26 protein-coding genes are annotated in these 26,864 nt (G+C 69.9%); 12 read left to right on the top strand and 14 right to left on the bottom strand.

Annotation, left to right across the window (positions count from 1 at the left end; translation table 11 throughout):
- Nucleotides 1–548 precede the first annotated feature (548 nt).
- Genes EAO79_RS01730 through EAO79_RS01715 form a run of 4 tightly spaced genes read right to left on the bottom strand, consistent with a single transcriptional unit; the run spans nucleotide 549 to nucleotide 4,082 of the window.
- Nucleotides 549–1,388: a class II fructose-bisphosphate aldolase gene (locus tag EAO79_RS01730; protein ID WP_124767558.1), complete on the bottom strand. Its 840-nt coding sequence runs from the start codon at nucleotides 1,386–1,388 to the stop codon at nucleotides 549–551.
- Entirely contained in the window at nucleotides 1,385–2,326 is a 942-nt protein-coding gene (locus EAO79_RS01725; protein ID WP_124767557.1) for a 1-phosphofructokinase family hexose kinase, read from the bottom strand. Before EAO79_RS01725 ends, EAO79_RS01730 begins: the two co-directional genes overlap by 4 nt.
- The gene (locus EAO79_RS01720; RefSeq protein ID WP_124767556.1) at nucleotides 2,323–3,201 is read right to left on the bottom strand and encodes an ROK family protein; all 879 of its coding nucleotides are present in this window, start codon (nucleotides 3,199–3,201) and stop codon (nucleotides 2,323–2,325) included. The genes EAO79_RS01725 and EAO79_RS01720 overlap by 4 nt, the downstream gene beginning before the upstream one ends.
- The gene (locus EAO79_RS01715) at nucleotides 3,198–4,082 is read right to left on the bottom strand and encodes an SIS domain-containing protein (protein WP_124767555.1); all 885 of its coding nucleotides are present in this window, start codon (nucleotides 4,080–4,082) and stop codon (nucleotides 3,198–3,200) included. Before EAO79_RS01715 ends, EAO79_RS01720 begins: the two co-directional genes overlap by 4 nt.
- A 175-nt stretch (nucleotides 4,083–4,257) precedes the next feature.
- Here EAO79_RS01715 and EAO79_RS01710 point away from each other — a divergent pair, with 175 nt between their 5' ends.
- From EAO79_RS01710 to EAO79_RS01690, 5 genes are all read left to right on the top strand, one after another.
- On the top strand, nucleotides 4,258–5,046 hold the full coding sequence (locus tag EAO79_RS01710) for a DeoR/GlpR family DNA-binding transcription regulator (RefSeq protein ID WP_079706484.1): 789 nt from the start codon (nucleotides 4,258–4,260) through the stop codon (nucleotides 5,044–5,046).
- A gap of 301 nt (nucleotides 5,047–5,347) precedes the next feature.
- Nucleotides 5,348–6,580: a Gfo/Idh/MocA family protein gene (locus EAO79_RS01705; RefSeq protein WP_124767554.1), complete on the top strand. Its 1,233-nt coding sequence runs from the start codon at nucleotides 5,348–5,350 to the stop codon at nucleotides 6,578–6,580.
- A gap of 23 nt (nucleotides 6,581–6,603) precedes the next feature.
- A complete protein-coding gene (locus EAO79_RS01700) occupies nucleotides 6,604–7,938 on the top strand; it encodes a sugar ABC transporter substrate-binding protein (RefSeq protein ID WP_240044100.1) in 1,335 nt (444 codons plus the stop codon).
- A complete protein-coding gene (locus EAO79_RS01695; RefSeq protein ID WP_241160955.1) occupies nucleotides 7,935–8,879 on the top strand; it encodes a carbohydrate ABC transporter permease in 945 nt (314 codons plus the stop codon). Before EAO79_RS01700 ends, EAO79_RS01695 begins: the two co-directional genes overlap by 4 nt.
- The gene (locus EAO79_RS01690) at nucleotides 8,872–9,801 is read left to right on the top strand and encodes a carbohydrate ABC transporter permease (protein WP_124767553.1); all 930 of its coding nucleotides are present in this window, start codon (nucleotides 8,872–8,874) and stop codon (nucleotides 9,799–9,801) included. Before EAO79_RS01695 ends, EAO79_RS01690 begins: the two co-directional genes overlap by 8 nt.
- Before the next feature lie 72 nt (nucleotides 9,802–9,873).
- Here EAO79_RS01690 and EAO79_RS01685 read toward each other — a convergent pair whose 3' ends face one another.
- The 7 genes from EAO79_RS01685 to EAO79_RS01655 form a co-directional block, all read right to left on the bottom strand.
- On the bottom strand, nucleotides 9,874–11,073 hold the full coding sequence (locus EAO79_RS01685; RefSeq protein WP_124767552.1) for an acyl-CoA dehydrogenase family protein: 1,200 nt from the start codon (nucleotides 11,071–11,073) through the stop codon (nucleotides 9,874–9,876).
- Entirely contained in the window at nucleotides 11,070–12,251 is a 1,182-nt protein-coding gene (locus tag EAO79_RS01680) for a hypothetical protein (protein WP_124767551.1), read from the bottom strand. Before EAO79_RS01680 ends, EAO79_RS01685 begins: the two co-directional genes overlap by 4 nt.
- Entirely contained in the window at nucleotides 12,248–12,913 is a 666-nt protein-coding gene (locus tag EAO79_RS01675) for a methionine ABC transporter permease (RefSeq protein ID WP_079706489.1), read from the bottom strand. The genes EAO79_RS01680 and EAO79_RS01675 overlap by 4 nt, the downstream gene beginning before the upstream one ends.
- Nucleotides 12,906–14,072, bottom strand: coding sequence for a methionine ABC transporter ATP-binding protein (locus tag EAO79_RS01670; protein WP_124767550.1), 1,167 nt, complete (start codon nucleotides 14,070–14,072; stop codon nucleotides 12,906–12,908). Before EAO79_RS01670 ends, EAO79_RS01675 begins: the two co-directional genes overlap by 8 nt.
- A gap of 100 nt (nucleotides 14,073–14,172) precedes the next feature.
- Nucleotides 14,173–15,153, bottom strand: coding sequence for a MetQ/NlpA family ABC transporter substrate-binding protein (locus EAO79_RS01665; RefSeq protein WP_124767549.1), 981 nt, complete (start codon nucleotides 15,151–15,153; stop codon nucleotides 14,173–14,175).
- A gap of 339 nt (nucleotides 15,154–15,492) precedes the next feature.
- Nucleotides 15,493–15,717: a hypothetical protein gene (locus EAO79_RS01660; RefSeq protein WP_124767548.1), complete on the bottom strand. Its 225-nt coding sequence runs from the start codon at nucleotides 15,715–15,717 to the stop codon at nucleotides 15,493–15,495.
- Nucleotides 15,718–15,839: 122 nt separating this feature from the next.
- The gene (locus tag EAO79_RS01655; RefSeq protein WP_124767547.1) at nucleotides 15,840–17,111 is read right to left on the bottom strand and encodes a hypothetical protein; all 1,272 of its coding nucleotides are present in this window, start codon (nucleotides 17,109–17,111) and stop codon (nucleotides 15,840–15,842) included.
- Between the two features lie 142 nt (nucleotides 17,112–17,253).
- On the opposite strand from EAO79_RS01655, the gene EAO79_RS01650 reads away from it, so the two are divergent.
- The gene (locus EAO79_RS01650; RefSeq protein WP_124767546.1) at nucleotides 17,254–18,636 is read left to right on the top strand and encodes an MFS transporter; all 1,383 of its coding nucleotides are present in this window, start codon (nucleotides 17,254–17,256) and stop codon (nucleotides 18,634–18,636) included.
- A 27-nt stretch (nucleotides 18,637–18,663) separates the two neighbouring features.
- On the opposite strand, the gene EAO79_RS01645 is transcribed toward EAO79_RS01650, so the two are convergent.
- On the bottom strand, nucleotides 18,664–19,155 hold the full coding sequence (locus EAO79_RS01645) for a MarR family winged helix-turn-helix transcriptional regulator (protein WP_124767545.1): 492 nt from the start codon (nucleotides 19,153–19,155) through the stop codon (nucleotides 18,664–18,666).
- A 38-nt stretch (nucleotides 19,156–19,193) separates the two neighbouring features.
- Here EAO79_RS01645 and EAO79_RS01640 point away from each other — a divergent pair, with 38 nt between their 5' ends.
- Both EAO79_RS01640 and EAO79_RS01635 read left to right on the top strand, forming a co-directional pair.
- On the top strand, nucleotides 19,194–19,436 hold the full coding sequence (locus EAO79_RS01640; RefSeq protein ID WP_064296841.1) for a hypothetical protein: 243 nt from the start codon (nucleotides 19,194–19,196) through the stop codon (nucleotides 19,434–19,436).
- Between the two features lie 79 nt (nucleotides 19,437–19,515).
- Nucleotides 19,516–20,553, top strand: a complete 1,038-nt coding sequence (locus tag EAO79_RS01635) for a DUF418 domain-containing protein (protein ID WP_124767544.1) — start codon at nucleotides 19,516–19,518, stop codon at nucleotides 20,551–20,553.
- A gap of 58 nt (nucleotides 20,554–20,611) precedes the next feature.
- On the opposite strand, the gene EAO79_RS01630 is transcribed toward EAO79_RS01635, so the two are convergent.
- Nucleotides 20,612–21,415: an NAD(P)H-binding protein gene (locus EAO79_RS01630; protein WP_124767543.1), complete on the bottom strand. Its 804-nt coding sequence runs from the start codon at nucleotides 21,413–21,415 to the stop codon at nucleotides 20,612–20,614.
- 79 nt (nucleotides 21,416–21,494) lie between these two features.
- On the opposite strand from EAO79_RS01630, the gene EAO79_RS01625 reads away from it, so the two are divergent.
- The 4 genes from EAO79_RS01625 to EAO79_RS01610 all read left to right on the top strand — a co-directional run bounded on the left by EAO79_RS01625 (nucleotide 21,495) and on the right by EAO79_RS01610 (nucleotide 25,389).
- Nucleotides 21,495–21,908: a helix-turn-helix domain-containing protein gene (locus tag EAO79_RS01625; RefSeq protein ID WP_124767542.1), complete on the top strand. Its 414-nt coding sequence runs from the start codon at nucleotides 21,495–21,497 to the stop codon at nucleotides 21,906–21,908.
- Nucleotides 21,909–21,947: 39 nt separating this feature from the next.
- Entirely contained in the window at nucleotides 21,948–22,349 is a 402-nt protein-coding gene (locus tag EAO79_RS01620) for an MmcQ/YjbR family DNA-binding protein (RefSeq protein ID WP_124767541.1), read from the top strand.
- A 95-nt stretch (nucleotides 22,350–22,444) separates the two neighbouring features.
- Nucleotides 22,445–23,983, top strand: coding sequence for a TMEM198/TM7SF3 family protein (locus tag EAO79_RS01615; RefSeq protein WP_124767540.1), 1,539 nt, complete (start codon nucleotides 22,445–22,447; stop codon nucleotides 23,981–23,983).
- A gap of 23 nt (nucleotides 23,984–24,006) precedes the next feature.
- The gene (locus EAO79_RS01610; RefSeq protein ID WP_124767539.1) at nucleotides 24,007–25,389 is read left to right on the top strand and encodes an LLM class flavin-dependent oxidoreductase; all 1,383 of its coding nucleotides are present in this window, start codon (nucleotides 24,007–24,009) and stop codon (nucleotides 25,387–25,389) included.
- Between the two features lie 101 nt (nucleotides 25,390–25,490).
- Here the strand turns inward: EAO79_RS01610 and EAO79_RS01605 are convergent, their stop codons facing one another.
- Entirely contained in the window at nucleotides 25,491–26,729 is a 1,239-nt protein-coding gene (locus EAO79_RS01605; protein ID WP_124767538.1) for an acyl-CoA dehydrogenase family protein, read from the bottom strand.
- Nucleotides 26,730–26,864 lie beyond the last annotated feature (135 nt).

The following is a 26,864-nucleotide window of genomic DNA, read 5'->3' as shown; positions in this document are numbered from 1 at the left end:
CGGATGATGGATGGGCCGGTTCCAGAGGGGGAATGCGATGACGATCGGTGCAGGTCGCATGGATGGAGCGACGAGACCGTCCGGTATGCAGCTGCGCCGAGATTCGGCTGCGCTGGTCGGCTGGGGCCGTCCGGTGGATCGTTCTTCGCCGTTCTGGATGACGGCTGGTGGTGTCGTGTCGGGAGCATCGGCGTATCCGTGGAGGTGTGGACTCTGCACACGGAAGCCGGTTGTGACATCGGCACTCGAGGAACGAACGTACGCGACCAAGCTGAGAACGACCTGGGAATGCCTGGCGTCAGTGCTTGCGCGGGTCGATGCCCGAGGTTGGACCCGAGCATCGACCGGCGGTGTCGCAGAGCTTCGGGCCACCGCACCTAGGGGAGGGGTGGCCGTATCTCCCGCGCACCCGAAGGGATATCGGGCTCGGGAGGCCGGAGGGTGATCGCGGGGGACGATCGGTTACCGGTGGAGGCGTTGGAAGAACTCCAACACAATATATATTAACAGCTCAGCGTTGCGTGTTGCTGTGGGATTGCTGGGAGTGCTCAGTCCGTCGCAAGGAGGCGCAGGATCCGCGCGGTCTCGGCCGCGACCGCGCTGCGCCCGGCCCGCACGTAGGTGCGGGGGTCGACGAGCTTCGGCTGCTCGTCGAGGACGTCGCGCACCGCCCGGGTGAACAAGCCGTTGAGGTGCGTCGAGAGGTTGATCTTCGTCATCCCGGAACGGACCGCCGCGCGGAGCTCGTCGTCGGGGAGCCCGGAGGAACCGTGCAGCACGAGCGGGACGGGCACCTCGCGGCGGAGCTGTGCGATCAGCGCGTGGTCGACGGCGGCCTCCCGGCTCGTCATCGCGTGCGAGGTGCCGACGGCCACGGCCAGGGCGTCGACGCCGGTCGCAGCGACGAACGCGACGGCCTCTGCGGGCACCGTGCGTGCGCCCGGAGCGTGGACGCCGTCCTTCCCGCCGACCTCGCCGAGCTCCGCTTCGACGGCCACGCCGCGCGCGTGGCAGAAGTCCACGATCTCCTTCGTCGCGCGGACGTTCTCGTCGTACGGCAGGGTCGAGGCGTCGTACATCACGCTGTCCACGCCGAGCTCGACACCCTCGCGCACGAGCTCGGCCGACTCCACGTGGTCGAGGTGGACGAGGACCGGGACCGTCGCTGCACGGGCGATGGCCAGCGAGGCGAGTGTGATGGGGGCGAGCGACCCGTGGTACCGCACGCAGTTCTCGCTGATCTGCAGGATGACCGGCAGCCCGGCCTCCTCGGCGCCGGCGACGATCGCCTCCGCGTGCTCGAGGAGGACCACGTTGCACGCCGCGATGCCGGCGTTCGAGGACGAGGCGTTGGCGAGGAGCGTGGTGAATTCGAGGGCGGTGGTCATTCGGTTGCTCCAATGGGGTCGGGTGCGTCGAGGAATCGGTGGAAGGCGGCGAGGTCGATCGCGCCGGCGATCGGTTCGAGCACGGCCGCAGCACCTGCCGCCGCCGCCGTGCGGAGTGCCTCGGGAAGTGTGGCTCCCGCGCGGAGTGCTGCGACCAGGCCGGCCGTGGCGGCATCGCCGGCGCCGGTCGGGTTGCCGCTGACGCCGGGGACGGCCGGGACCTCGTGGGCACCATCGGCGTCTCCGGCGGTGAGGCCGTCGGCCCCACGGGAGATGACGACCGCGCGGGCGCCGAGCGCGAGGAGAGCCGCGCGAGCCGATGCGAGATCGGCGGCGCCCGTCGCTTCGAGGGCCTCGTCGAGGTTGGGTTTGAGGATCGTCGCACCGGCGCGGGCCGCGGCGAGGAGCGCCGTGCCGCTGACGTCGACGATCACGGGGACGCCGGCGTCGTGCCCGGTTCGGACGAGGGCTTCGACGACGGCGTCGGGTGTGGCCGGCGGGAGCGAGCCCGAGATGACGAGTGCGCTCGCGTCGTGGAGGGCGCGTCGGAGCTCGGTCGTCAGGGTGGTCCACTCCTCGGGCGTCACGACCGGACCGGCTTCGGCGAAGAGGGTCGGATGCTGGACGCCGTCGACGACCGCGACCGTCGAGCGTGTCTCGGCGCGGAGCTCCACGACCCGGGTGGGGAGGTCGTCGGCCGTGAGGGCGTCCGCGAGCCAGGTGCCGGAGGCGCCACCGAGGGGGAGCACCTGCAGAGTCGGGACGCTGAGCGACTCGAGGACGCGGGCGACGTTCACGCCCTTCCCGCCGGCACGCCGCACGACGGACTGGACGCGTTGCGTGACCCCGAGCTGCTGCTCGGCGACCGTGTAGGTGATGTCGACGGCCGGGTTCGGCGTCACGACCACGACGCGACGCGGTGCGGGGGTGGTCGTCATCGGGCTGTCACCAGTCGGCGAGCGAGGATCCCCGCACCGACCGTGGCCGCCTCGTCGCCGTGACGAGCGGGCAGGAGCTGCGGGACACGGACGACGTCGAGGCGCTCGCGGAGTCCGTGCTCGAGTGGCTCGAAGAGGGCGGCTCCGGCGAGGGCGAGCCCACCGCCGATCACGATGGCGGTGGGTGCGGCGACGACGGTGATGCCGGCGAGGGCCTCGGCGAGTGCATCGACGGCGTCGTTCCAGATGACGATGGCGGCGGCGTCACCGCTGGCGACGGCGTCGGCGACGGTCTTCGCGTCGCGGGTGCCCGCGCGTCGTGCGATGCCGCCCGCCGAGGCGAGTTCCTCGACCCGGAGCCCGCGGTGCGGGCCGTCCTGGATCACGCGCTGGCCGATCTCGCCGGCCCAGCCGCCGCCGGCGAAGGGGATGCCGTCGATGACGAGCGCCGAGGCCAGACCGGTTCCGACCGGTACGAACGCGATCGTGCCCGTGACGTCGGCTGCAGCGCCCGAGACCGCCTCCGCCAGCGCCCCGGCGCGGACGTCCTGCCCGAAGGCGAGCGGCACCTCGAGCGCGGGACGGAGGAGCTCGGGGAAGGCGAGGTCGCGCCAACCGAGGTTGACCGCGTGGATGCAGACGCCGTGCTGCTCGTCGACGACGCCGGGCACGACCACCCCGACGGCCGCTGGGGCTGCGACGCGGCTCGCGGCGGCGACGAGTCCGAGGACGATGTCGCGAGTCAGGACACCCGAGGTGTCGCCCGAAGGCGTGGCCTCGCGCCAGCGCCCGAGGACCGTGCCGTCGGCATCCGTCAATGCGGCTTTGATCCCGGTCCCGCCGACGTCGATGCCGAGGACCGCCCGCTCGGTCACGGCGTCAGGATGACGGAGCGCGTGAGCGAACGGGGGTGGTCGGCGTCGAGGCCGCGGGCCTCAGCCAACGCGACCGCGAAGCGCTGGGCGACGACGAGCCCGGCGATGGGGTCGAGGTCGTGCTGCACGAAGGTCGCTCCGGTGGCCGCGACGTCCTCCGGCAGGCCGGCGGGCGTCGGACCGAGGGACCAGACGAGTCGGCCGGGCTGCGCGATCGCGATGGGACCGTGGCGGTAGTCCATGGCGGGGTAGGACTCCGCCCAGAACTGTGCCGCCTCTCGGGTCTTGAGCGCGGCCTCGAAGGTGAGGCCCACGGCGTGCCCGAGTCCGATGAAGGAGACCTGGTCGGCGGCGAGGTACTCGTCGATCGGGATTTGCAGCGCCCGCTCGGCTTCCACGGCGAGTGCCTCGACGTCGTGTCCGAGCGAGCCGCGGAGGAGCGCGAGCGTCGTCGTGGCGAAGCGGGTCTGGACCACGGAACGCTCGTCGGCGAAGGGGAGGGCGATGACGTGTGCCGCCGGAACGGTCGCGGGGGAGTCGTCGACCGCGGTGATGAGGACGGTGGTGACCGAGTCGCCCACCGCCTCCAACAGGTGCACGATCTCCGTGGTCGTGCCGGAGCGTGAGATGGCGACGATGCGGTCGTAGTCGCGGATACCGGGGAACTCCGAGCCCGCGAACGCGTCAGTGATGCCGAGCCCCGCCTGTTCGCGCAGCACGGCGTAGCTCATCGCGATGAACCAGCTGGTGCCGCACCCGACCACCGCGACCCGCTCGCCCGGCTGCGGTAGCACGGCACCGGCCTCCGGCACGAGGGCGGCGGCGGTGCGCCAGGATTCGGGCTGCGACGCCAGTTCGGCGGCGACGAAGGTCTCGGGCATGACGTGCCTTTCACGTGAGGGGACGCGATCGCAGCGTGGCGATGCGTTGCCGCAACCATACCGGATCGAATCTGATCGATACCAGTGCAAATCGTCAGAATCAATCAGACAGGCGCTGCCTGAGCGCCCATATGATGGTCACAGTACGCCCGACCCGACCGGAAAAGCAGGACAGATGACGCAGCAACAGCGACTCAACGCCCTGCTCGAGCTCGTGAGCGAACGCGGCAACGTGACGATCGCCGAGATCGGCGAAGCGCTCGGCATCTCCGCGGCCACCGCCCGCCGCGACCTGACGGCGCTCGCCGAACAGCGACTCGTCACGCGGACCCACGGCGGTGCCGCCGCCCTCGGCACCGGCTACGAGCTGCCGCTGCAGTACAAGATCGCCCGCCAGGCCGACGCCAAGATGGCCATCGCGAAGGCCACGGCCGCCCTGATCAACGTCGGCGACGCCGTCGGACTCAACGGCGGTACCACCACGAGTGAGGTCGCGCGCGTGATCGGGCGGAGCGAGCACCTCGTCCGTTCGGACGGCGACGCCTCGGTCACGATCGTGACGAACGCGCTCAACATCGCCTTCGAACTGTCCGTGCGCTCGCACGTGAAGATCGTCGTGACGGGCGGCGTCGCACGACGCCAGTCCTATGAACTCGTGGGATCGCTCGTCGCGGGGGCGCTCGCCGAGATCGCCCTCGACGTCGCGATCCTGGGCGTCGACGGCTTGAGCGCGCAGTTCGGCGCCACCACCCTCCACGAGGGTGAGGCCTCGGTGAGCCAGGAGTTCGTCAAGGTCGCGAAGCGGGTCATCGTGGTCGCCGACAGCACCAAGATGACGAAGGCGACCTTCGCCCGCATCTGCCCGCTCGACCGCATCGACGTGCTCGTCACCGACCAGCCTGTGGATCCGACACTCGCCGACGCCCTGGCCGCGGCCGGCGTCGAGCTCATCATCGCCGCCTGAGTCCTCTCCTTCCGGTCGCTGAGCCGCCCCCTCCTGGTCACTGAGCGGCCCTTCCCGGTCACTGAGCCTGTCGAAGTGCCCCACCCTCCCGCTCGTTGAGCCCCCTCTCGGCCGCTGAGCCATCCCCTCCCGGTCACTGAGCCTGTCGAAGTGCGACCCCGCTCCCCATGTTTCCGCACGGTAAAACCTCTCCACATCGGCCACCCCGCACTTGCGTCAGCGCTGTGATCGCCTATTGTCATTTCATGATCGTTTTGGCATCATATGAATCAACTTCACGCAAGGAAGCGGATGTGATCGAGTGAGCACTGCACCAGCCACCACCCCAGAAGGCCTCCGGGTCGCCGTCATCGGCACCGGCCAGCGGGCCTACATCGCCGAACACGTCGCCACGAGCCCCACGTCCGCATCGGTCGTCGCGGCGGTCGACACCACCGAGATCGGTCGCGGTCGGGCACGGCAGCTGTTCGGCGACGACATCGAGGTGTTCGACTCCCACGAGGCGCTCATCGCGCAGGGCGGTGTCGACGCGGCGATCGTGACGACGCCCGACTGGACCCACAAGGAGATCGCGGTCGACCTGCTGCGCGCCGGCATCGCGGTCTACTTGGAGAAGCCGCTCGCGATCACGCTCGACGACGCCGACGCGGTCCTCCAGGCCGCCTACGAGTCGCGGACGCCGCTCTACGTCGGGCACAACTTCCGGCATGCGGCGGTCGTCCGGCTCATGCACGAGGTCATCGAGCGCGGCGAGATCGGCGCGGTCAAGTCCGTCTGGGTGCGCCACTTCGTCGGCAACGGCGGCGACTACTACTTCAAGGACTGGCACGCCGACCGCTCGCGCGTGAACACCCTGCTCCTGCAGAAGGCGAGCCACGACATCGACGTCGTCCACTTCCTCGCCGGCGCGTACACGCAGCGCGTCGTCGCGATGGGCGACCTCGCGGTCTACGGCGACATCGACGATCACGAGGACCGCAGCGGCCAGACCATGGCCGACTGGTTCTCGTACGACAACTGGCCGCCCGAGGCGCAGCGAGGCCTGAACCCCGTGGTCGACGTCGAAGACGTCTCGATGATGCTCATGACCCTCGAGCACGGGATCACCGCCAGCTACGAGCAGTGCCACTTCACCCCCGACTACTGGCGGAACTACACCGTCATCGGGACGCACGGCCGGCTCGAGAACATCGGCGACACCGCCGGTGGCACCGTCAAGGTCTGGAACCGTCGTCGCACCTGGAGCACCGAGGGCGACGTCGAGTACCCGATCGCGGGCGTCGAGGAGGGGCACGCCGACGCCGATCTCGACACGATGAACGAGTTCCTCGCCTTCGTCGCCGACGGCACCCCGACCACCTTGTCGCCGGTCGCCGCACGCCAGGCCGTCGCCGCCGGTGCCCTCGCCGCACACTCCCTCCGCAACGGTTCGATCCCGCTCGACGTCCCGCCACTCGACCCCGCACTCGTCGAGTACTTCTCCTCCCTCACCGCCCGCACCGCACCGCACTCCCTCGACGCCGCCGCCCGGTAGCGCACCTCGAAAGGACTCCAGTCATGCCTTCGCCGTTCATGAACCGCAACGCCGCACCCGGCGGTCGCAACCGACGCCGTGCCATCCTCAGCGGCATCGGCCTCCTCGCCGCCGCCGCGCTCACCGCCGGCTGCAGCACCGGGGGAGGGGGCGCCACCGGTGGCGAGTACGCCGCCGCCCCGAAGGACCTCAAGGCCGAGATCACCTACGGTGTCTGGGATCAGGCCCAGGTCGAGGCGATCGACGCCAACATCGAGGCCTTCAACAAGGTCTACCCCGACATCACCGTCAACGTGAACGTCACGCCCTGGGCCTCGTACTGGTCGAAGCTCCAGACGCAGGCCTCGAGCGACACCCTGCCCGACCTCTTCTGGTTGAACGGGCCGAACTTCCAGGTCTACGCGGCGAACGGCAAGATCGAGCCGATCACCGGCGCCGTGAAGGCGGGCGACATCGACCCGAAGAACTACCCCGAGGCCCTGAACGAGCTGTACTCGCTCGACGACACCCAGTACGGCGTGCCGAAGGACTTCGACACCGTCGGCGTCTGGGTCAACACGGCGCTCTTCGAGCAGGCCGGCGTCGCGCTGCCCGCCGACGACTGGACCTGGGACGACTTCGACACCGCCGCGCAGACGATCTCGACGAACCTCAAGGACCAGGGCGTCTACGGTGCCGCCGGCGGCATGGACGGACAAACCACCTACTACAACACGATCCTGCAGGCCGGCGGCGAGGTCATCAACGCCGACCAGACCGAGTCCGAGTACGACAGCCCCGAGGCCCAGGAAGGGCTCCAGTTCTGGACCGACCTCATCGCGAACGGCTCCTCGCCCAGCATGCAGCAGCTGACGGACACGCCGGCCGACCAGTGGTTCACCTCGGGCAAGGTCGCCATGTACTGGGGCGGCAGCTGGCTGCGACCCCTCGTCGGTGAGTCCGATGTCGCCGCCACCACGCAGGCCTTCCCGCTGCCCACCGGCAAGGAGCAGGCGACGGTCATCCACGGCGTCTCGAACGTCGTCGCGGCGGCGAGCAAGAACAAGCAGGCCGCTCAGGCACTGCAGGTGTTTCTGGCGAGCGAGGAGGCCCAGCAGCAGCAGGGCGACCTCGGCGCCGTCATCCCCGCCTTCACCGGCACGCAGCAGTCCTTCGTCGACTCCTACCCGACGATGAACCTGCAGGTCTTCCTCGACGCCCTCGACTACGCCAAGCCGCTGCCGGTGTCGGAGAACACCGCCGCGTGGAACGCGCTCGAGGTCGAGCTCCTGCCCGACGCGTTCAGCGGCGACAAGCCCGTCGCCGATGTGGCGAAGGACATCGCCGAGCAGATGAACGCAGCGCTGGCCAAGAAGTGACCGGTCAGACCGTGCTGCGCACCCCGTCGGCGCCGCTCTCCTCACGGAGAGTGGCCCGGCGGGGTGCCGCCCGGGGCGAGGGTGCCTGGCCGTGGATCTTCGTCCTCCCGCTCCTCACCGGCATCGGCGTCTTCTTCATCTGGCCGATGATCCAGACCGCCTACTACTCGTTCACCGAGTGGGGCGTCTTCGGCGGAACCACCTTCACGGGTGTCGAGAACTACGTCCGGTTGTTCGCCGACCCGCGGCTCTACGCCTCCCTCGGCAACACGCTGATCTACACGGCGGTGGTCCTCCTCGGCATTCCGATCGCCGTCTACCTCGCGAGCCTGTTGAACCTCCCCGGCCTGCGGTTCGCGAGTTTCTACCGGGTGCTGTTCTTCCTGCCGTACGTCGCGATGCCGACCGCCGTGGCCATCGTCTGGCGGATCATCTTCAACGGTGACTTCGGCATCCTCAACTACACGCTGTCGCTCGTCGGCATCGACGGCCCCTACTGGATCAGCACGCCGGGCACCGCGATGTTCGCCGTGGCGATCGTCGGCCTCTGGTCGTCGCTCGGCTTCTCGATGATCATCCTGGCGTCCGGACTCAAGAACATCGCACCGGAGCTCTACGAGGCGGCCGAGCTCGACGGCGCCACCCGGTGGCGGCAGTTCCGCTCGATCACGGTGCCGCTGCTCACTCCGAGCATCTTCTTCGTCACGATCATCACGGTCATCTCGAGCTTCCAGCTCTTCGACCTGCTGTACGCGATCCTCGGCAGCACCAACCCGGTGCTCCCGAAGAGCATGTCGCTCGTCTACTTCTTCTACGACCAGGGCTTCGTCCAGAACGACAAGGGGTACGCGGCGGCGATCGCGATCGTGATCTTCCTGATCATCGGACTCGTGACGCTCCTCCAGTTCCGGCTCCAGAAACGATGGGTGAACAATGACTGAGCAACTCACGGCCACAGCACCGCTCACCACCCGTGCCGTCACCGTTCCGGGTTCGGGTCGTCCGTCCGCTGCGTCCGCGCGACGCCGCGAGGCCGGTCGCCCCGGCCAGCGTCGCGGGTCGCACGTCGTCGCCCACATCGTGCTCGGCGTCGGTGGCCTCATCATGGCGTTCCCGTTCATCTGGCAGATCATCATGTCGCTGTCGACGAACGCGGAGGTGCAGAGCGTGGTCCCCACGTTCTGGCCGGCCGAACTGCAGTGGCAGAACTACGCCGCGGTGTTCGAGCGCCTCCCGTTCCTCGACCAGCTGCGCACGTCGATCGTCATCACCGTGATCAGGACGCTCGCGCAGATCGTCCTCTGCACGATGGCGGGGTACGCGTTCGCGCGGATGCGGTTCCGCGGGCGCGCGGTGCTGCTCGCCGTGACGCTGTCGATCCTCATGGTGCCGTCGCAGGCGTATCTCATCTCGCAGTACCAGATCGTGCAGGGCTTCGGCTGGCTGAACACCACGCTCGGCATCGTCGCACCCGGCCTGTTCAGCGCGTTCGGCACGTTCCTCATGCGGACGGCGTTCCTGAACCTGCCGACGGAGCTCGAGGAGGCGGCGCGGATCGACGGCGCCGGGCCCTTCCAGATCTTCTGGAAGATCATGCTGCCGCTCGCGAGGCCCAGCATCAGCGTCCTCGCGATCACGACCGTGCTCTGGTCGTGGAACGAACTGCTCTGGCCGCTCGTGGTCTCCACGTACGCGAACTCGATGCCGCTCGCCGCCGGTCTCGCGACGCTCACGAGCGACAAGACGACGGACTACCCGGTGATGATGGCCGCGTCGATCCTCGCGATGGCACCGGTACTCATCCTGTTCATCGTGCTCCAGCGCCGGGTGATCGACGGGCTGGCGTTCTCCGGGCTGAAGTAGCCCCTCGACAAGTGGTTCCTGCCCTTCGACAGGCTCAGGAACCGCTTGTCGACGGGTGTGACCGGCGGGGCGTCAGGCCTCGCCGGTGCTCCACCAGGAGGCGATCGGCGTCCCGTTCACGACGTGGTCGCCGATCGACCTGGCCTTGAAGCGGGACGGGTTGTGCGAGGCGATCGTGCGGGCGTTCCGCCAGTGCCGGTCGAGCGCCCGGTGCGTCTCGACGGCGCTCGCACCGCCGACGTCGAACAGGGCGGTCGCGGCGTCGAGCACGGCGGGCAGGATCACGAGCTGCGCGCGCGCCGTCGCGAGTTCGACGGCGGCGATCCGTTCCTGGACGAGATCCGGTTCGGCACCGAGGATCGCCGCGCTCGAACGCCCCAGTGCGGTCGTCGCGGCGGCCAGCGCGGCATCGGCGGCGAACGACTTCGCCGACAGCTCACCGACAACCTCCTGCACGATCGGGTCGGCCTGGGCGGTCGACGCCGCACCGTGGCTGTAGGTCCTGGTCCGCGTGCGGACGAACGCGCCGGCGTCGTCGACGATGGCGCGGCCGATGCCCGTCACCGCCGCCAGCAGGACCAGCTGCACGAACGCGCCGCCGTGCGAGGGGCGTTCCGGCTCGCGCCGGGTCACCGCCGACGCGTCGACGGCGACCTCCGTGAAGACGGTGGTGCCGCTGCCCGTCAGTCGTTGTCCGAACCCGGTCCAATCGTCGATCCGATCGACACCCGTGGCGTCCGTCTCCACGAGCACCGAGACGAACTCGCCGTCCTGTTCGGCGGCGACCCCGACGAGGTCGGCGAACAGGGTGCCCGTGCTGTAGAACTTGGTGCCGTTCAGTCGGAGACCGCCCGGCGTCTCGGTGAGTCGGGTGGCGAGGGATCCCACCTTCGCGGTCGACCGCTCGTGGCTCGCGTTGCCGACGATGGCTCCGTCGGCCAGCCGGGCCAGGCGCGCCTCGCGGTCCGCAGACGCCGGCGCGTGCAGGGTGCGGTCGATGTAGGAGAAGTGGGAGCGGAACAGCTGCGCGAGGTTCGGGTCGCGTCTGGCCAGCTCGGCGAGCAGCTCGAACAGCTCGCCGTGCGTGGCCTCCTCGCCACCATATCGTCGTGGCAGCGTCACTCGGGTGAAGCCTGCTTGCCGCAGTGCCTCCACCTCGGCATACGGCAGACGGCGCTCGTGCTCCCGCTCGACGGTGTCCCGCCCGAGCTCGTCGAAGAGCGGTGCGAACCGCTGCGCCAGGTCCCGGTCGATCGTCGCCGTCTCGCTCATGCCTGCTCTCCATCCGCCGGAACGGACTCGGTCTCGGGCCGCGCCCCCGGAGCCTGCCACTCGGGCAGGGTGCCGTTGAGTTCGAACTGCCCGAGTGCCGCCGAACGCTGCACGGCGGGATTGTGGGAGGCGATCGTCCGGACGTTCCGCCAGTGCCGGTCCAGCGCGGTCGACCGGCCGACGGCGGAGGCACCACCGACCTCGAACAGGCGACTGAGCGCATCGAGGACGAGCGGGAGGACGACCTGCTGGACGCGGAAGACCTCCAGGAGCGCCGAACGCGCGGCGTCGGGATCGGTGGCCGGCCCGTCCAAGGTTCGAGCGGACGCGAGGACGAGCGCGCGGGCCGTGTGCACGACGCTGCTCAGCTGACCCACGATCGACTGCACGAGCGGATCCTCCCGCGGCAGGTGCTCGCCCGCGTGGCCGACGGTCCGTCGCCTGGCACGCACGTAGTCGACGGTGTCCTCGAGGGCACGTTGCGCGATGCCCGCCACCACACCGAGCAGGATGAGCTGTTGGAGGGCTCCCGTCCGGTGCCACCCCGCCGCGTCGCCGCTGTGGACGACGAGGTCGCGCGGGTCCACCGGTACGCGGTCGAAGGTGGTCGTCCCGCTTCCGGTCAACGGTTGTCCGAAGCCGTCCCAGTCGTCCACCGAGCGGGTGCCAGGATCGTGCGCGGAGACGGTCACGGCGACGCGGTCGGTCCCGTCGAGCGCGGACAGGTAGATCCAGTCGGCGTAGATGCTGCCGGTCGTGTAGTACTTCGTGCCGGTCACCGTGAGGAGTTCGCCGTCGCGGTCGAGGACGGTCTCGAGGTGCGCGGTCGCGTGCCGCTCCGACTGTGCGTTCCCGACGAGGTCGCCGGCGCTCAGCCGGGTGAACCAGTGCTCCCGATAGGCGGCGTCGGGCGAAGCGAGCAGCGCCTCGACGAACAGGATGTGTCCCCGCCAGACGTGCCCGAGGCTCGAGTCCGCCGCCGAGAGCGCGATGAGTCGCGCGAACAGCTGCTCGAGCGTGAGCCCGTCGCCGCCGGACGCGACGGGGACTCTGGCTGCGGCGAAGCCCAGGTGCTTGAGCTCGGTGACCTCGTCGAACAGGAGCCGCCGGTCGGTCTCGCGCGACACGGCGCCGCCGCGGATGGAGGAGAGGAACGAGTCGAAGTCGTCGGCGCTCATCGGTGCAGCACCCGCTTCGCCAGCACGTTGCCGAGCAACTGGGCGAGCTGCACGAGCAGGACGAGCGTGACGACCACGAGCCCGACGACGATCCAGTCGAACCGCTGGTAACCGTAGGTCATGGCGAGGTCGCCGAGGCCGCCGCCGCCGAGCACACCGGCCACGGCCGTCGCATCGACGAGGGCGACGAGGATGTAGGTCAGTCCGAGGATGAGTGGGCCGAGCGCCTCGGGCACGACGATCGTGAACAGCACCCGCACGGGGCTCGCCCCCATGGCCGCACCTGCCTCGATGGCACCCGGTGAGACGGCGACGAGGTTCGACTCGGAGACGCGACCGATGGCGACGCTCGCGACGAGGATGAGCGGGATCGTCGCCGGAAGCGGTCCGAGGCCGGTGCCGAACACGAGCCGCGTGAGCGGGATGAGCGCGATCGCGACGATGAGGAAGGGCACCGGTCGGATGACGTTGATGACGAAGTTGAGGACGCCGAACACGACGCGGTTCTGCAGGAGGTTGCCGGGCCGGCTCGCGTAGAGCAGGAGGCCCAGCAGGATCCCGATGACCGTCGCGACGGCGAAGGACACGGAGACCATGAGGCCGGTCTCCCCGATGGCCTTGAGGAGACGCGGGAAGAACGCGTCGGGATCGAAGTCACGCATGGGTGTGCTCCTTCAGCGTGGTGGGGTCCTCGGCGAGCGGTTCATGCCCTTCGACAGGCTCAGGGACCGGTGCAGGCTCAGGGACCGGCGTGGGCTCAGGAATCGGTGCAGGCTTAGGGAACGACGCGGTCGGCGCAGGGTCGATCGCGGTGACGGTCGCCGTGGCTCGGAGCCCCGCGATGGCGGCGTCCACGCGGTCGTCCGGTCCGAGCAGCTCGACCGTGAGACTGCCGAACAGTCGCCCCTGGAGTTCGTCGACGCCGCCGAACACGACGTTGAAGTCGATGTCGTTGTCGCGTGCGACCCGCGAGAGGAACGGGTGGTTGGTGTCGCGGTCCTCGACGTGCAGCTGGACCAGGCGGCCGTGGTGGACGGCCCGGATCTTCGCGAGCACGTCGTCGGAGGGGATGTGGTGGAGCACCGACGAGACGAAGCGTCGCGCGGTCGCGGTGCGTGGTGCCGAGAACACCTCGTACACACTGCCCTGCTCCACGACCTCGCCGTCCTCCATGACGGCGACCCGGTCGGCGAGTTCGCGGATGACGTCGATCTCGTGGGTGACGAGCAGGATCGTGACGCCGTACTCCTCGTTCACGCGCCGGAGGAGCTCGAGGACCTCGCCGGTCGTCTGCGGGTCGAGGGCGCTGGTGGCCTCGTCGGAGATGAGGATCTCCGGGCGGGTGGCGAGGGCGCGGGCGATGCCGACCCGCTGCTTCTGCCCGCCGGAGAGTTGCGACGGGTAGGCGAGCGCTTTGTCGCTCAGCCCGACGAACGCGAGCAGTTCTTCGACGCGGTCGACGATCTCGGCGTCCGGCACCTTCGCGAGTTTGAGCGGGTAGGCGATGTTCTTGTAGACGGTCCGGGACTCCAGGAGGTTGAACTGCTGGAAGATCATGCCGATCCGCTGACGCGCGGCGTAGAGCGCCTGCCCGGCGAGTGCGGAGATCTCGAGCCCCTCGACGATGACCCGCCCGCTCGTCGGCCGCTCGAGGGCGTTGACGGTGCGCAGGAGCGTCGACTTCCCGGCGCCGGAGTATCCGACGATGCCGAAGATCTCACCCCGCTCGACCGTCAGGTCGACGCGGCGCAGCGCCTCGAAGGCACGGCCCTTCACCTCGAACGTCTTGCTGACGTCCTCGAAGACGATTGCTGTGTTCATCACCTGCTCCTCTCGCGGGAGGGCCGTCCAGGAGACCCCGGACGGCCACTGCGTGGTGGCGGCCGATCATCGCGGGAGGCGATGATCGGCCGCCGTCGTCCTACTCGGCTTCGGCTTGGAGCTCGGCGAGTTTGTCGCGGAGGTCCTTCACCGGAACCTTCACGAGGATCGAGTTCCCGGCGAACTCGTCGTCGAGCGCCTCGGCGACGCGCGGGTCGGCGTAGGTGTCCTCGAGGATCTTCCAGGCCGGGTTGTCCTTGTCCTCCTCGCGGGTGGCGATGACGTTGACGTAGGGCAGGTTCTTCTCGGAGAGCGAGTCGTCGAGGAAGAGTGCGTCGTCCTTCGTGATGCCCTGGCTCGGGTCGAAGTAGGAGGTCCCGACGACGACGGCCGCGAGCGACGGGTCGTCGAACTGCTGCGGGATGCTCGTCGCCGGCAGCGGCACGAACTGGAGGTTCTTGTCGTTCGCGGTGACGTCCTCGACGGTCGGGAAGTTCCCCGCGTCCGCCGCGATCTCGATGAGTCCGGCCGCAGCCAGGATGTTCAGCGCACGACCGCCGTTGGACGGGTCGTCCGGGATCGCGATGCGCGCGCCGTCGGCGAGGTCATTGACGTCGGTGAGCGTCTTCGAGAAGATCCCCCACTGCGTGATGACGGTCGAGAACACCGGCGTCAGATCGGCGTCGTTCTCCGCGTTGAAGGCCGAGAGGTAGAGGATGTGCTGGAAGGCGTTCGCGTCGACGGTGCCGGCGACGAGTTCGGTGTTCGGGAGTACCCAGTCCTTCACGTTCACCCACTCGACGTCGAGGCCCTTCTCGGCGGCGACCTCCTTGACGGCGTCCTGGAACTGCGTGTCCTCCGACACCGCGATCTTCACGCTGAGGCGCTCGGCGGGTGCGTCGGAACCGGTCGCCGCGTCGGCGGCACCGTTCTGGCCACCGACGACGACCGAGACGACGACGGCGATCGCGGCGACGGCGACGACCGCGACACCGCCGATCAGCAGGTTCCGGCGCTTCCGTTTGCCGGAGGCGATCGACGCCCGCAATTCGCTCGGTTCTGGTCCCGTGTGCTCACTCATGATGGTCCTCGGCTCTGTCTGTGGGTGCACTGGTGCGTGCACGGAGCCAGTTTCCACAGGCGTGCGGAGGGACGCCCGTTGCGTTACCGCGGACCGTCACCGTTCGAGATGAAACGTAAACGCGCTGCACGGGCGGGCGATCGTCCCTACACTGCGGCACGTCGACCGGCGCTCCGCACCTCCCGCGGCACTTCGACAGGCTCAGTGGCCGGGGCTGGGGCTCAGTGACCGGGGCTGGGGCTCGATGATCGGGGCTGGGGCTCAGTGGCCGAATCCGGCGTTCAGTGACCGGGTGCCCCGCGCACCTCTACCGGTCCTTGAGCCTGTCGACGGGCGGGGTCAGGCGGGGTGGACGACGTTGCTCCGGCGGGCGAGGCGTCGGCCCGCGAGCTGATCGAAGATCGGGCAGTCGGGTGAGGGGATCGGCGACCCGTGGTGGGTCGGTGCTCCGGCCAGAGGGGCCTGTTCCGGAGGAGAGGACGCCGCCCGCGCGTCGAACCCGTGGGTGAGCGTCGTGAAGATCGGGGACGCGGAGCGCGGCGGGCGCGCGGACGAGCTGGGCACGGGGTCCTCTCGGGAGTCGGCGGCGAGGGCTTCGCGATCACGGTGAGTACGTCGCGACAGCAGTGCTCGTATTCTAGAACATGAATGCTGAGTGTCGGCCGCCACCTGTCAGGTGGCCACCGTCACCCGACGTCGTATCGCGCCAATGCATCGGCGTCCTGGGCGATCCGCGATGCCCGGCGGGCGGCGTCGAGCGCCTCGACCGGATCGTCGACCGCTGCCGCCTCCGCGAGCGCGAGCTGCCGCTGTGCCTCGGCGAGGCGCGTCCTCGCGTCGGCACCCACCCTCCCTCGGTGCGCGGAGATGACGTCGACGGCGACGCGGATGTTGCTGTCCGCGGTGAACAGTGCCCCGCGCATCGCCTCGCGTGCGTTGTCGAGGCGCTGCTGTGCGCTCCGGGCGGTCGCGAGGGCCGCGTCGAGATCGATGTCGGCGGCGCGAACCGCCTCCAGATGTCGCATCGGATCGGGCAGGACGCGGTCGCCGTCCGTGGACGTGGTCGACTCCGCCTCCAGGAGCGCGCGGTTCGCCCGCTCGACGGCAGCCGCGATGACGGCGGCCGTCTCCGCGCGTTCCACCGTCGCGCCCAATGCCTCCGCTTCGGCGATCACCGTGCGGAGCTCCCGCCCCGCTGCGGCGAGTTCGGTCTCCGCTGCAGCGATGCCCGCGAGCGAACGCTCGACGGCGTCCAGCCGGTCCTCCGCCTGCTGCAGCTCGCGCCCCAGGGCGTGCAGTGACGCGGCGGCCGGCTGGGCGGTGTCGATCCGATCCTTCGTCTTCGCCGCATCGGCCGTCGCCTGGTCGACTGCGTCCTGCGCGGTCCGGCGGAGCACCCGGGCGTCCTCGACGGCGTTCGCCGCATAGCGATCGGCGGCCGAGGCGATCGCGAGGCCGGTGGTGGTGAGTCGTTCGCGCGCGCGGTCGATGCGTCGCTCGAGCTGGTCGAGGAGCTCGGGCGCCGATCGCTCCGCGCCACGGCGTTCGTCGAAGCCGCGCAGCCGGGCGCTCAGCGTGCGCTCGACGTCCTCGCAGACGCTGATGATCCGCTCGTTCCAGGCGCGGCGCTGCGCCTCCGTGTCGGCGATCTCGTCCTCGAGCGACTGACGGAGCCGGAACGCCTCCCCGAGCGCCGAGCGTGCCGAGGCGACGTCGGCCGCATACCCTCGGGCGGCTTCGCGCCCGAACTCCGCTTCGGCGAATCCGACCTCGTCCTCGGCCTCGCGGACCGCGTCGTCGGTACGGACGAGGGCGATGCCCGCGCGACGGTGGAGGTCGTCGATCGAGGCGACGGGGGTCTTCGGGTTGCGCCGACGCAGCAGGGTGACGAGCAACCAGACGATGATGCCGACGCCCCCGAACACGATCAGCGAGGGGAGCCACCACAGGTCGTCCATGGGCTCCAGTCTACGAACGCGGAACGGGCGTCGGCTGGGAAGGACGTGGCGCCGGGTGTCGATCGTCGACGGCGTTTCGACGCCTGTCGAGCTTCCTCGGGATCACGCTTGGCACGTCGGTCCGCGGGGCTACCCTGAACCCATGACCCGCCAGCAGCGCCTCGTGCTCACGATCGCGATCCTCTCCTCGTTCGTGGCGTTCCTCGACGGCTCGGTCGTGAACGTCGCGCTCCCCGCGATGACGAAGGAACTCGGCGGCGGCCTCATCGTGCAGCAGTGGGTGGTCGACGCCTACCTGATCACCCTCGGTTCGCTCATCCTGCTCGCGGGCTCGCTCTCCGACGCGTTCGGGCGCATCCGCATCCTCCGCATCGGGCTCATCGGCTTCGGCGTCACCTCGATCCTGTGCGCGGTCGCACCGACCGCCGAGGTGCTCATCATCGCCCGGCTGCTCCAGGGTGGCGCGGCCGCGCTGCTCGTGCCGAGTTCGCTCGCCATCATCATCTCGACGTTCAGCGGCGTCGCGCAGGGCAAGGCGATCGGCACCTGGACGGCATGGACGGGGGCCGCGGGCATCACCGGCCCGCTGCTCGGCGGGGTGCTCGTCGACACGCTGTCCTGGCGCCTCATCTTCGCCATCAACATCATCCCGATCCTCGTCACCCTGTGGCTCATGATGCGTACTGACCGCGTACCCGAGCCCGAACACCGCCCGCGGATCGACGTCGTCGGTGCGGTGCTCGGCGCCGTCGGGCTGGGTGGTCCCGTCTTCGCGCTCATCGAGCAGGAGCGCTACAGCTGGTCGAGCCCGATGCTGCTCGTGCCGCTCATCGGCGGGGTCGTGTCCTTCGTCGCGTTCCTCTGGTGGGAGCGCCGCCACCCCGACCCGATGCTGCCGCTGTCGCTCTTCCGCGTGCGGAACTTCGGCTACGGCAACATCGCGACCGTCTTCATCTACGGCGCCCTCTCGCTCGGCTTCTTCGCCATCGCCGTCTTCATCCAGCAGACGGCGGGCTTCAGCGCCACGCTGGCCGGCATCGCGACGCTGCCGCCGACGCTCGTCATGCTCGCGTTGTCGTCGTGGTTCGGCAAGCTGGCCGGCAAGCACGGACCGCGGCTGTTCATGACGGTCGGGCCGATCATCGCCGGCGTCGGCTTCCTGCTGATGATGGGTGCGCAGCAGGACCTGAACTACTGGGTGCAGCTGTTCCCGGGCATCCTGCTCGTCGGTCTCGGCCTCGCGATCACGGTCGCGCCGCTCACCGCGGGCATCCTCGGATCGATCGACCCGGCCCATGCCGGCATCGGATCGGCGGTCAACAACGCGGTGTCGCGCGTGGCCGGCCTGGTTTCGATCGCCCTGGTCGGCATCATCGCCGGTGGCGCGCTCGGCGTCGACGGGTTCCCGCGGGTGGTCCTGGCGACCGCCGTGTTCATGTTCGTCGGCGGCGTGGTGTCGTTCGTCGGTATCCGGAACCCGCGGACCGCGACCGCGCCGGAGACGACGACCTCGTCGCCGGCCTGACGCTGTCGCCTGGCGGCGAGCCCTCGGTCAGAGCGGATCGACACCCGTGACGGCGGGCGCGGTGGTGGCCGCCCCGATCACCGCGTGGAGCATCTCGCGGAGCTGGGTGAGATGCTCGGCGTCCATCCGGAGCTCGTTCATGACCCGGTGCGGGATGGCCTCCGCCTGAGTGCGCAGCTCACGGCCGGCGGTGGTGAGTGAGACGTCGAGCACGCGTTCGTCGAGTCGGCTGCGGTCGCGTCGGACGAGCCCGGCGGTCTCGAGGCGCTTGAGGAGCGGGGACAACGTCGCCGGCTCGAGCTGCAGCGCTCCGCCGAGGTCCTTGACCGAGCGCGGGCTGTGCTGCCAGAGGGCGAGCATCACGAGGTACTGCGGATGGGTGAGACCGAGCGGTTCGAGGATCGGCCTGTAGAGCGAGATGACGCTGCGCGACGCGACGGCGAGCGCGAAGCAGACCTGGTTCTCGAGCTGGAGCAGGTCGTCGGTCGTGGCGACGGTGGTGGATTCGTTGGCGGTCACGGTCCCATCGTACCCAAATGATTAGTACACTCATCAATATGAGCGAGAAACGATCCTTCCGGGAGTCCGTGCGCGAGGCCGGTGGTCTGTACGGCTGGGTGAACGGCCGCATGTGGAAGGTGCTCGGTCCGCCGCCCCTCGGTCCCTACAACGAGGAGCCGTTGCCTCCGGCCGCGCAATCGGGGTGCCCGATCTGCGGCCACGCCATGTCGGAGCACATCGTCGACCGCACGACCGGCCCGCGCACGCAGCTGCACTGCCCGAAGGCGCCGGCCGCCTGAGGGCGATCTCCATCCCGGGTGGCAGGACGTCATCCTCCAGGTGCATGCGGGCTTCCGCCACGCCTGCTGAACTGGTGATATGCCTCAGGTCAGCATTTCTTCCACGCCGCCGGTCTCGTCCACCGGCGGCGCCACCTCGCGTCGCTGGCACCTCATCGACGCCCTCCGCGGGTTCGCGCTCGTCGGCATCCTCTTCGTCAACGTCCCCGACATCACCCGGCTCGGTAGCGACATCCCGTTCGACCAGCGACAGTCCACGCTCATGGACACCGTGCTCGAGTTCGCGGTGCAGACGCGGTTCGTCCCCATCTTCGCCTTCCTCTTCGGGCTGAGCGCGATGCTCGTGATCCAGGGCGCCCGCCGTCGCGGCACCGGTGCGCTCGTCCCGATGCTGCTGCGGTTCAGTGCGCTGGCGGTGATCGGCATCGCGCACGGGTTCCTCTACCCGGGCGAGATCCTCCGCGAGTACGCGATCTGCGGGATCCTCATGCTCCCCCTCATGCTGTGGTTGCCGCGCTGGGCGCTGCTCGGGTCCGGTGTCGTGCTCACGATCGCCGCCTACGCGCTCACGGGCGGTGGGCTCGCGACCCTGCCCGGACTGTTCCTCGCCGGTGCGGGGGCGGCGGCGTACGGCTTGCCGAAGGTGCTCGACGCCGGGCGGCGGCCCGTGTGGATCACCTTCCTCGTGGCGGCGACACTCGCCGTCCCGGCCATCGTCTGGCAGACCACTGAGCCCGGCGATCCGCGGTTCACGACCGCCGGTGGGATCGCGGGCGGGATCCTCGCCGTCGTGTACGTCACCGGATTCGCGCTGCTCTGGCAGACGCCGATGCGTCGGGTGCTCGCGGCCGTCTTTGAACCTCTCGGTCGCATGGCCCTCACCAACTACCTCGCCGCGAGCGCCGTGTTCGCGGTCGTCGGGCTGGTCGTCCCCTTCCGGGAGATCGACGACTTGGCCGCGGTGAGCGTCGGGGCGCTCGCGCTCATCGCGGTGCAGTCGGTGCTCAGCCGCCTCTGGCTGCGACACTTCCGCTACGGGCCGGTCGAGTGGGTCTGGCGGATGGCCACTTGGCGTCGCGCCGTCCCGCTGCGGGGTGCTGCGCTGCCAGCCGCCTGAGCGCTGAGTCGCCCCGATCCGCACGATTTCGGCTCGGATTCGTGCAGATCCGGGCGACTCAGCGGGGCGGGAGCGAGGCGGCGGCGACCGCGACCGCGACCGTGTCCGCTGGTTCGCGTCCGAGCAGGGTTCGGAGGTCGTCACCCGTGCCGTCGAGGAATCCGTGCCGGACGCCGGTGAAGATCGACATGAGCATGGCGGGCTGGAACGGCTTGAGCGCGGCCTCGGCCAGCGTCGACCGCTGCTCGGCGAGGGAGACGCTGCGAAGCGGGACGGCCAAGCGATCGGCCACCTGCGCGGCCGTGATCGGTTCGCCCACGAGGTCGTAACTGCGACCGACGTGGTCCGACGGTGACTCTGCGACGACGGCGGCGGCCTCGGCGAGGTCGGCTCGTGCGACGGCGGCGAGCGCCCCGTCGCCGAACGCCGAACCGAGCGAGTCGCCCGACCACGCCAGGAGCGACCCGAACAGCTCGGCGTAGAGGCCGTTCCGCAGGATCGTCCAGGACAGGCTGCTGTGCTGCAGCCGACGCTCGGTCCACCGGTGCGCGAGCGCGAACGCGAGGTGGTCTCCGGCCGAGGTGAGGCTCGTGTACACGACGTGCTGTACCCCGTCCCGCTCAGCCGCGGAGATCGCCGTCTCGTGTCGGGCGATCACGACGTCGTCCTCGGCTTCACCCGCCGACACGAGGACGAGCGTGTCGACGCCGACGAAGGAGACGGTGTCGGGGTCGTCGAAGTCCATCCGTCGCGCGCCGTCCTGTCCGCTGCGGTTGCTCGCGAGCGGTGCGGGCCCACGGACGGTGAGCGCATTGAGGATCGCGCTGCCGAGTTGGCCGGTGGTTCCGGTGACGAGGATCATTTCAGGGCCTTTCGGTGTTCGGACTGATGACTCGGACGAGTCTGCGTCCCCTGTTCCGGCCCCACAAGAAGGCACTTCCATGTCACTCACGCACACCGCGGTAACCGCCGACCTCGAACCCTGCGGCAAGGAGGACCACCCGGACTGCGGCATCCGGGATGTCCTCGACCGCATCGGCGACACCTGGTCGGTCCTCGTCGTCGTCGAGCTCGCGTCGGGCGACCGCCGGTTCCGCGAGCTCCAGCGGGCGATCGACGGGATCTCCCAACGCATGCTGACGCTGACCCTCCGCCGCCTCGAACGCGACGGCCTCGTCGACCGGACCGTGTACCCGACGGTTCCCGCGCAGGTGTCCTACGCGCTCACCTCGTCCGGTGCTGGGCTCTCCCACCTGATCAAGATGCTCGCCGACTGGTCGCTCGAGCAGCGGCCGGTGATCGCGGCGTCGCGTTCGGCGTACGACGCCGCCCACCCGGGGCATACCATCCGGTGAGCACTGTCGCGTGACGCCCGCGCGGAGTAGCGTCGGCGCATGGAGCATCCGATCGTGCATGATCCCGACGATCCGTTCGTCGAACGCGTCAGGCGGTTGTGCCTCGCCTATCCGGAGGCCGTCGAGACGTTCGGCCACGGACGCCCGCGGTTCAAGGCGGGCAAGCGCGTGTTCGTGACCGTCGGGTCGGAGATGCGCATCCCGCACAGCATCACGTTCACGCCGGCCGAGGAGGAGCGCGGCGCCTGGCTCGAGGACGACCGGTTCTGGTCGCCGAAGTACGACGGCCCGTCGGGCAAGCTCGCGTTCGACGCCGGTCTCGACGGCGACGACAGCCGCACGCTCGACGACGTCGACTGGGCACTCATCGCTGAGTTGATCGACACCTCGTACCGGCAGGTCGCCCTCCAGCGGCAGCTCCGGGCGCTCGACGCGCGCTGACCCGGGACGGGCCCGGTCGCGGCAGCATCTCGAAAGGGTCGTGCCAGACTGACGACCGGGGGAGCGTCATCGAGACGCATCGGAAGTGGGGAGCCATGAGCGACGGGGGCGCAGCCGGGACATCGCCTGAGCGCGATGACGCCGAGGCCAGCGCCGCCGGATCCGTCCACGCGACCTCGACCGTGGCGACCTCGCCCGACCCCGACGACGCATCCGCGGATCCCCAGGATCCTGTCCGCCGGTCGCCCCGAGTCGCGTTCCTGATCGCGTATCTCATCCGCTCCGTCGACCTCGTCGTCTCGGCCGTCCTCATCATCGCCATCGGGGGCGTCGTCATGACGCTTTTCAACATCGTCGGCACCGCCATGCGCGTCGATCAGTCGACCGGGTCGTACGGCCCCGACGCGCCGCTCGTGCTCGGCGGGCCGTCGGGGGCGGAGCTCTGGTACCAGATGCTCGGCTCGCTCGGCGGGTGGATCCTCCTCGCCGTCGGCGTCATGCTCGTGATCGTCCAACCGGTGATGGAGGTCGTCCGTCGGAGGACCCCCTCGCGTGGGCTCGCCTACGTGAGCGGCCTGACGGCGGTCACGGTCGCCGGGATCGGCTTCGGTGTCCTGGTGGTCTTCGGGATACCGCCCGTGGGGTTGATCGCCAGCGGAGCCGCTGGTGGGCTGGTGAGCAATCTCGGATCAGCACTCGCGATACTCGTCTTCGGACTCGTCGTCTACGGAGCCCCCGTGCTGATCGTCGCCGCGCTCATCATGCTCCTCTCCTTCGCCATCGGTCGGCGACGGGTACGGGTCGTCACTGCGGTGCTCGCCGGTCTCATCGTCGTCGCCGTCATCGTGGCGTCGACCGGTGCGTTCCGCCCGCCACCCGCGCGTGAGGTCGCCGCGGCGCAACGGTCCGAAGCCGAGGACGGATTCACTCGGGCGCTCGCGGACATCGACGGGATCGCCGACATCGAGGTCGTCGGTCACGGCGCGACGGTGACGATGTCGCTCGATGCCGGCGTCGGGCAGGTGCTCGGCGCGGCCGACGCGGCGAAGCGTGCCGGGGAGGACCTCGAGGGCATCGCGATCGTCGTCATCCAGCGCGAGCCGGACCCGACGTCGGCCGCCCAGCAACAGGATCCACCACGGGGACCGTGGCGGGTGCAGCTCGTGCCGAGCGATCAGAGCATGGACGAGATCGCCGACGAACTGCAGCGGCTGATGCTGACGGAGCGGCTGCAGGTGTCGATCGCCGTCACGGAGGGGGCACCGCTCATCACCGTCTTCTCCATGGATGCCCTTCCCGCGGCGGTCCGGGAACTCCGCGGGATCTACCCGGACGGCGCGCACTACCGTGTGCCGGAACGCTTCTCCATGGCGGACGACCCGGCCGGGCTGAGCGTGCCGATGGTCGACGCCATCCTCGCCGTCGTCGAGGCCTACCCCGATGTCGAGATCGAGGTCAACGCCCAACCGAAGCTCTACGTGAACGACGTGACCCCGGAGGAGGCCGCAGCGATCGTCGCCATCCTGCAGGACCCGGCGCTCGCCGGAACGAGTCCATCGGGGTACCCCGCCGACTACCAGATCCACACCTCCGGCCCCGAGGGGGACGTCTACCTGGAGGGCACCTTCGGTTGAGCCCCTGCCGGTAGCGTGAGGGGATGACCGCCGCTCAGCCCTCCCGCCTCCAGTTCGGTGCCTTCGTGATGAACACCGGCTCCCACATGCAGCACGGCCTCTGGCGCCACCCGGAGGCGAAGCAGCACACCTTCGACGACGTGAACCTGTGGGTCGACCTCGCGAAGACGCTCGAGCGGGGTCGGTTCGACACGATCTTCTTCGCCGACGTCGTCGGGGTATACGGCGGTGCCGGGGCGTCCTGCGACGTGAACGCCCGCGAGGGCATGCAGCTGCCGAGCAACGACCCGTCGATGCTGCTGTCGGCGCTCGCGATCAGCACCGAGCACCTCGGCCTCGCGTTCACCTCGTCGATCCTGCAGGAGCACCCGTTCACCTTCGCCCGGAAGATCTCGACGATCGACCACGCGTCCGGTGGGCGGGTCGGCTGGAACATCGTCACGAGCTTCCTCGAGAACGCGGCGCGCAACTACGGGCTCGACCGCCTCGTCGAGCACGACGAGCGGTATGCGTGGGCCGAGGAGTACGTGGCGGTCGTCGGCAAGCTCTGGGAGGGGTCGTGGGACGACGGCGCGCTCCTCGCCGACAAGGCCAGCGGCGTCTTCGCCGACCCCACCAAGGTGCACCGGATCGACCACGTCGGCGAACGGTACCGCGTGGAAGGCCCGCACCTGTCGTCGCCGTCGCCGCAGCGCTCGCCGCTCCTGTTCCAGGCCGGCTCGTCCGGTGCGGGGAAGGCGTTCGCCGCGAACTACGCCGAGGTGCAGTTCATGATGGCGCCGAGCATCGAGGCCGCTCGGGCGTCCGCGGAGTCGACGCGCGCGCTCGTCGCCGAGACCGGCCGCGACCCGCGCGACGTCAAGTTCTGGCAGGCGATGTCGTTCATCGTCGGCAGCACCGAGGAGGAGGCGAAGCGCATCGAGGCCGAGTACGACGACCTCCTGTCGGCCGACGCGTTCCTCGCTCACTCGAACCTCGGCACCGACCAGGCGACCGGCAAGCCGATCGACCCGGACACCCCGCTCAAGGACGTCGAGACCCAGGGCGGGCACAGCATGCTCGAGGCGCTGCAGGCCCTCTCGCCGGACCGCGAGCCGACCGTCCGCGACCTCGCCAAGCTCACCGCGAAGCTGCGGGGTCGCGTCGTCGGCACGCCGGAGCAGATCGCCGACCACCTGGCCGAGTGGCGCGCGGCCGGGATCGACGGGATCAACGTCGCCAACTGGATGATCCCGCACTCCTACGAGGTCTTCGTCGACGAGGTCATGCCGGTGCTGCAGGAGCGCGGTCTCGCCCAGCGGGAGTACGCGCCGGGCACGCTCCGCGAGAAGCTCTTCGGTGCGGAGTCCACCCTCCCGGAGACGCACCCGCTGCGCGCCTACCGCGGCGCCTTCGCCGACCGCTGACCCGCGCCCGCTCGGCAGCAGGACATCCTCCCGAGAGCAGGACATTTCCCGTCGAAACGTCCTGCTCTCGGGCGGATGTCCTGTTCTCGTGCCGCGGCGGGCTACTCCGGCTTGGCCGTACCGACGGCCCAGACGAAGGGCGGCGGGGTGCCGTTGATGGACCAGTCGCCGACGATGCGCGTCTTGTAGATCACGGGGTTGTGCGACGCGACCGTGCGGGCGTTGCGCCAGTGGCGGTCGAGGGCGCTCGTGCGGCTGACGGCTGAGGCGCCGAGCGTGTTGAACAGCAGCGTCGCGGACCGTGGGACGAGCTCTGAGAGCACTACCTGCGCCTGGGCGGAACGGATCTCGGCCTCGATGTTCGCCTGCACGTCGTCCGCGGAATCGCGGTCGGCGGCGGTCTCCGATGCCCGCTCGATCGCAGCGGCGACCCCGAGCACGGTCTGCTTCGCGACGAACGCGATCGACGAGATCTCGCCGACCACCGCCTGGATCTGCCCGTCGTCCTTCACGAGTGGCGCGAGACCATGCGTGTAGACGCGGGTACGGGCGCGGATCTGCTCCCCGGCGTCGCGCTCGACCGCCGCCGCGATCCCCGCGTGCACGGCGATGAGCACGTGCTGGTAGAGCGCGGTCTGGTAGCGGAACCGATCGGTGAAGGGGTGCAGCTGGTCGGCGTCGACGACCGCGTCCTCGAAGACGATCGTCCCCGTGCCGGTGAGCTGCTGCCCGAAGCCGTCCCAGTCGTCGGCGATCGTCACGCCCAGCTGGTTCGTGCGGACGAGCACGGTGACCTCGGTGTCGGGCTGGCCCTCGACGACGAGTCGCGCGGTCGCGTCCGTCCAGTCGGCGTAGATGCTGCCCGTCGTGTAGAACTTGCGGCCGTTCACGACGTAGCGGCCGTCGCGCTCGGTGACGACCGTTCCGGAGACGCCGAGTGCACCGGAGCCGACCTCGCTCCAGGCGTTGCCGACGATCTCACCGGCGACGAACCGCTCGAGCCAGGCGGTGCGTCGGTCGCTCGGGGCCGCGACCAGCTGGTCCTCGACGAGGGCGATGTGCCCACGGAAGATCTGCGGGAGGTTCGAGTCCGCCGCCGCGAGCTCGATCAGGAGCTCGGTGAACTCCGGGAAGGTGAGTCCCGAACCGCCGAACTCGGCGGGGACCCGGAGCGCGCCGAAGCCGGCGGCGGCGAGCTTCCGCACCTCCTCCCGCGGGAGCCGGTGCTCGAGTTCGCGCTCCACGGCGCCGGCCTGGATCTCGGCGAACAGCGGCAGGAGCAGCTCCCGGGTGGCCGCGAAGCCGACCGGGCGGGCGGTGGTGGTGGGTGCGGAGGTCATCTGGTTCCGTTCCGGAGGCGGCGGTGGGCTGGTCGGGCGGTGGGCCCTTCGACAGGCTCAGGGACCGGTGGAGGTGCTCAGGGACCGGTGGAGGTGCTCAGGGGCCGGTGGAGGTGCTCGGCGACCGGGTTGGGC

The sequence above is a fragment of the Plantibacter sp. PA-3-X8 genome (genome assembly GCF_003856975.1).
Lineage (GTDB): Bacteria > Actinomycetota > Actinomycetes > Actinomycetales > Microbacteriaceae > Plantibacter > Plantibacter auratus.
Note: the sequence above shows the minus strand (reverse complement) of the source record. Positions and strands in the feature narration are given on the sequence as shown.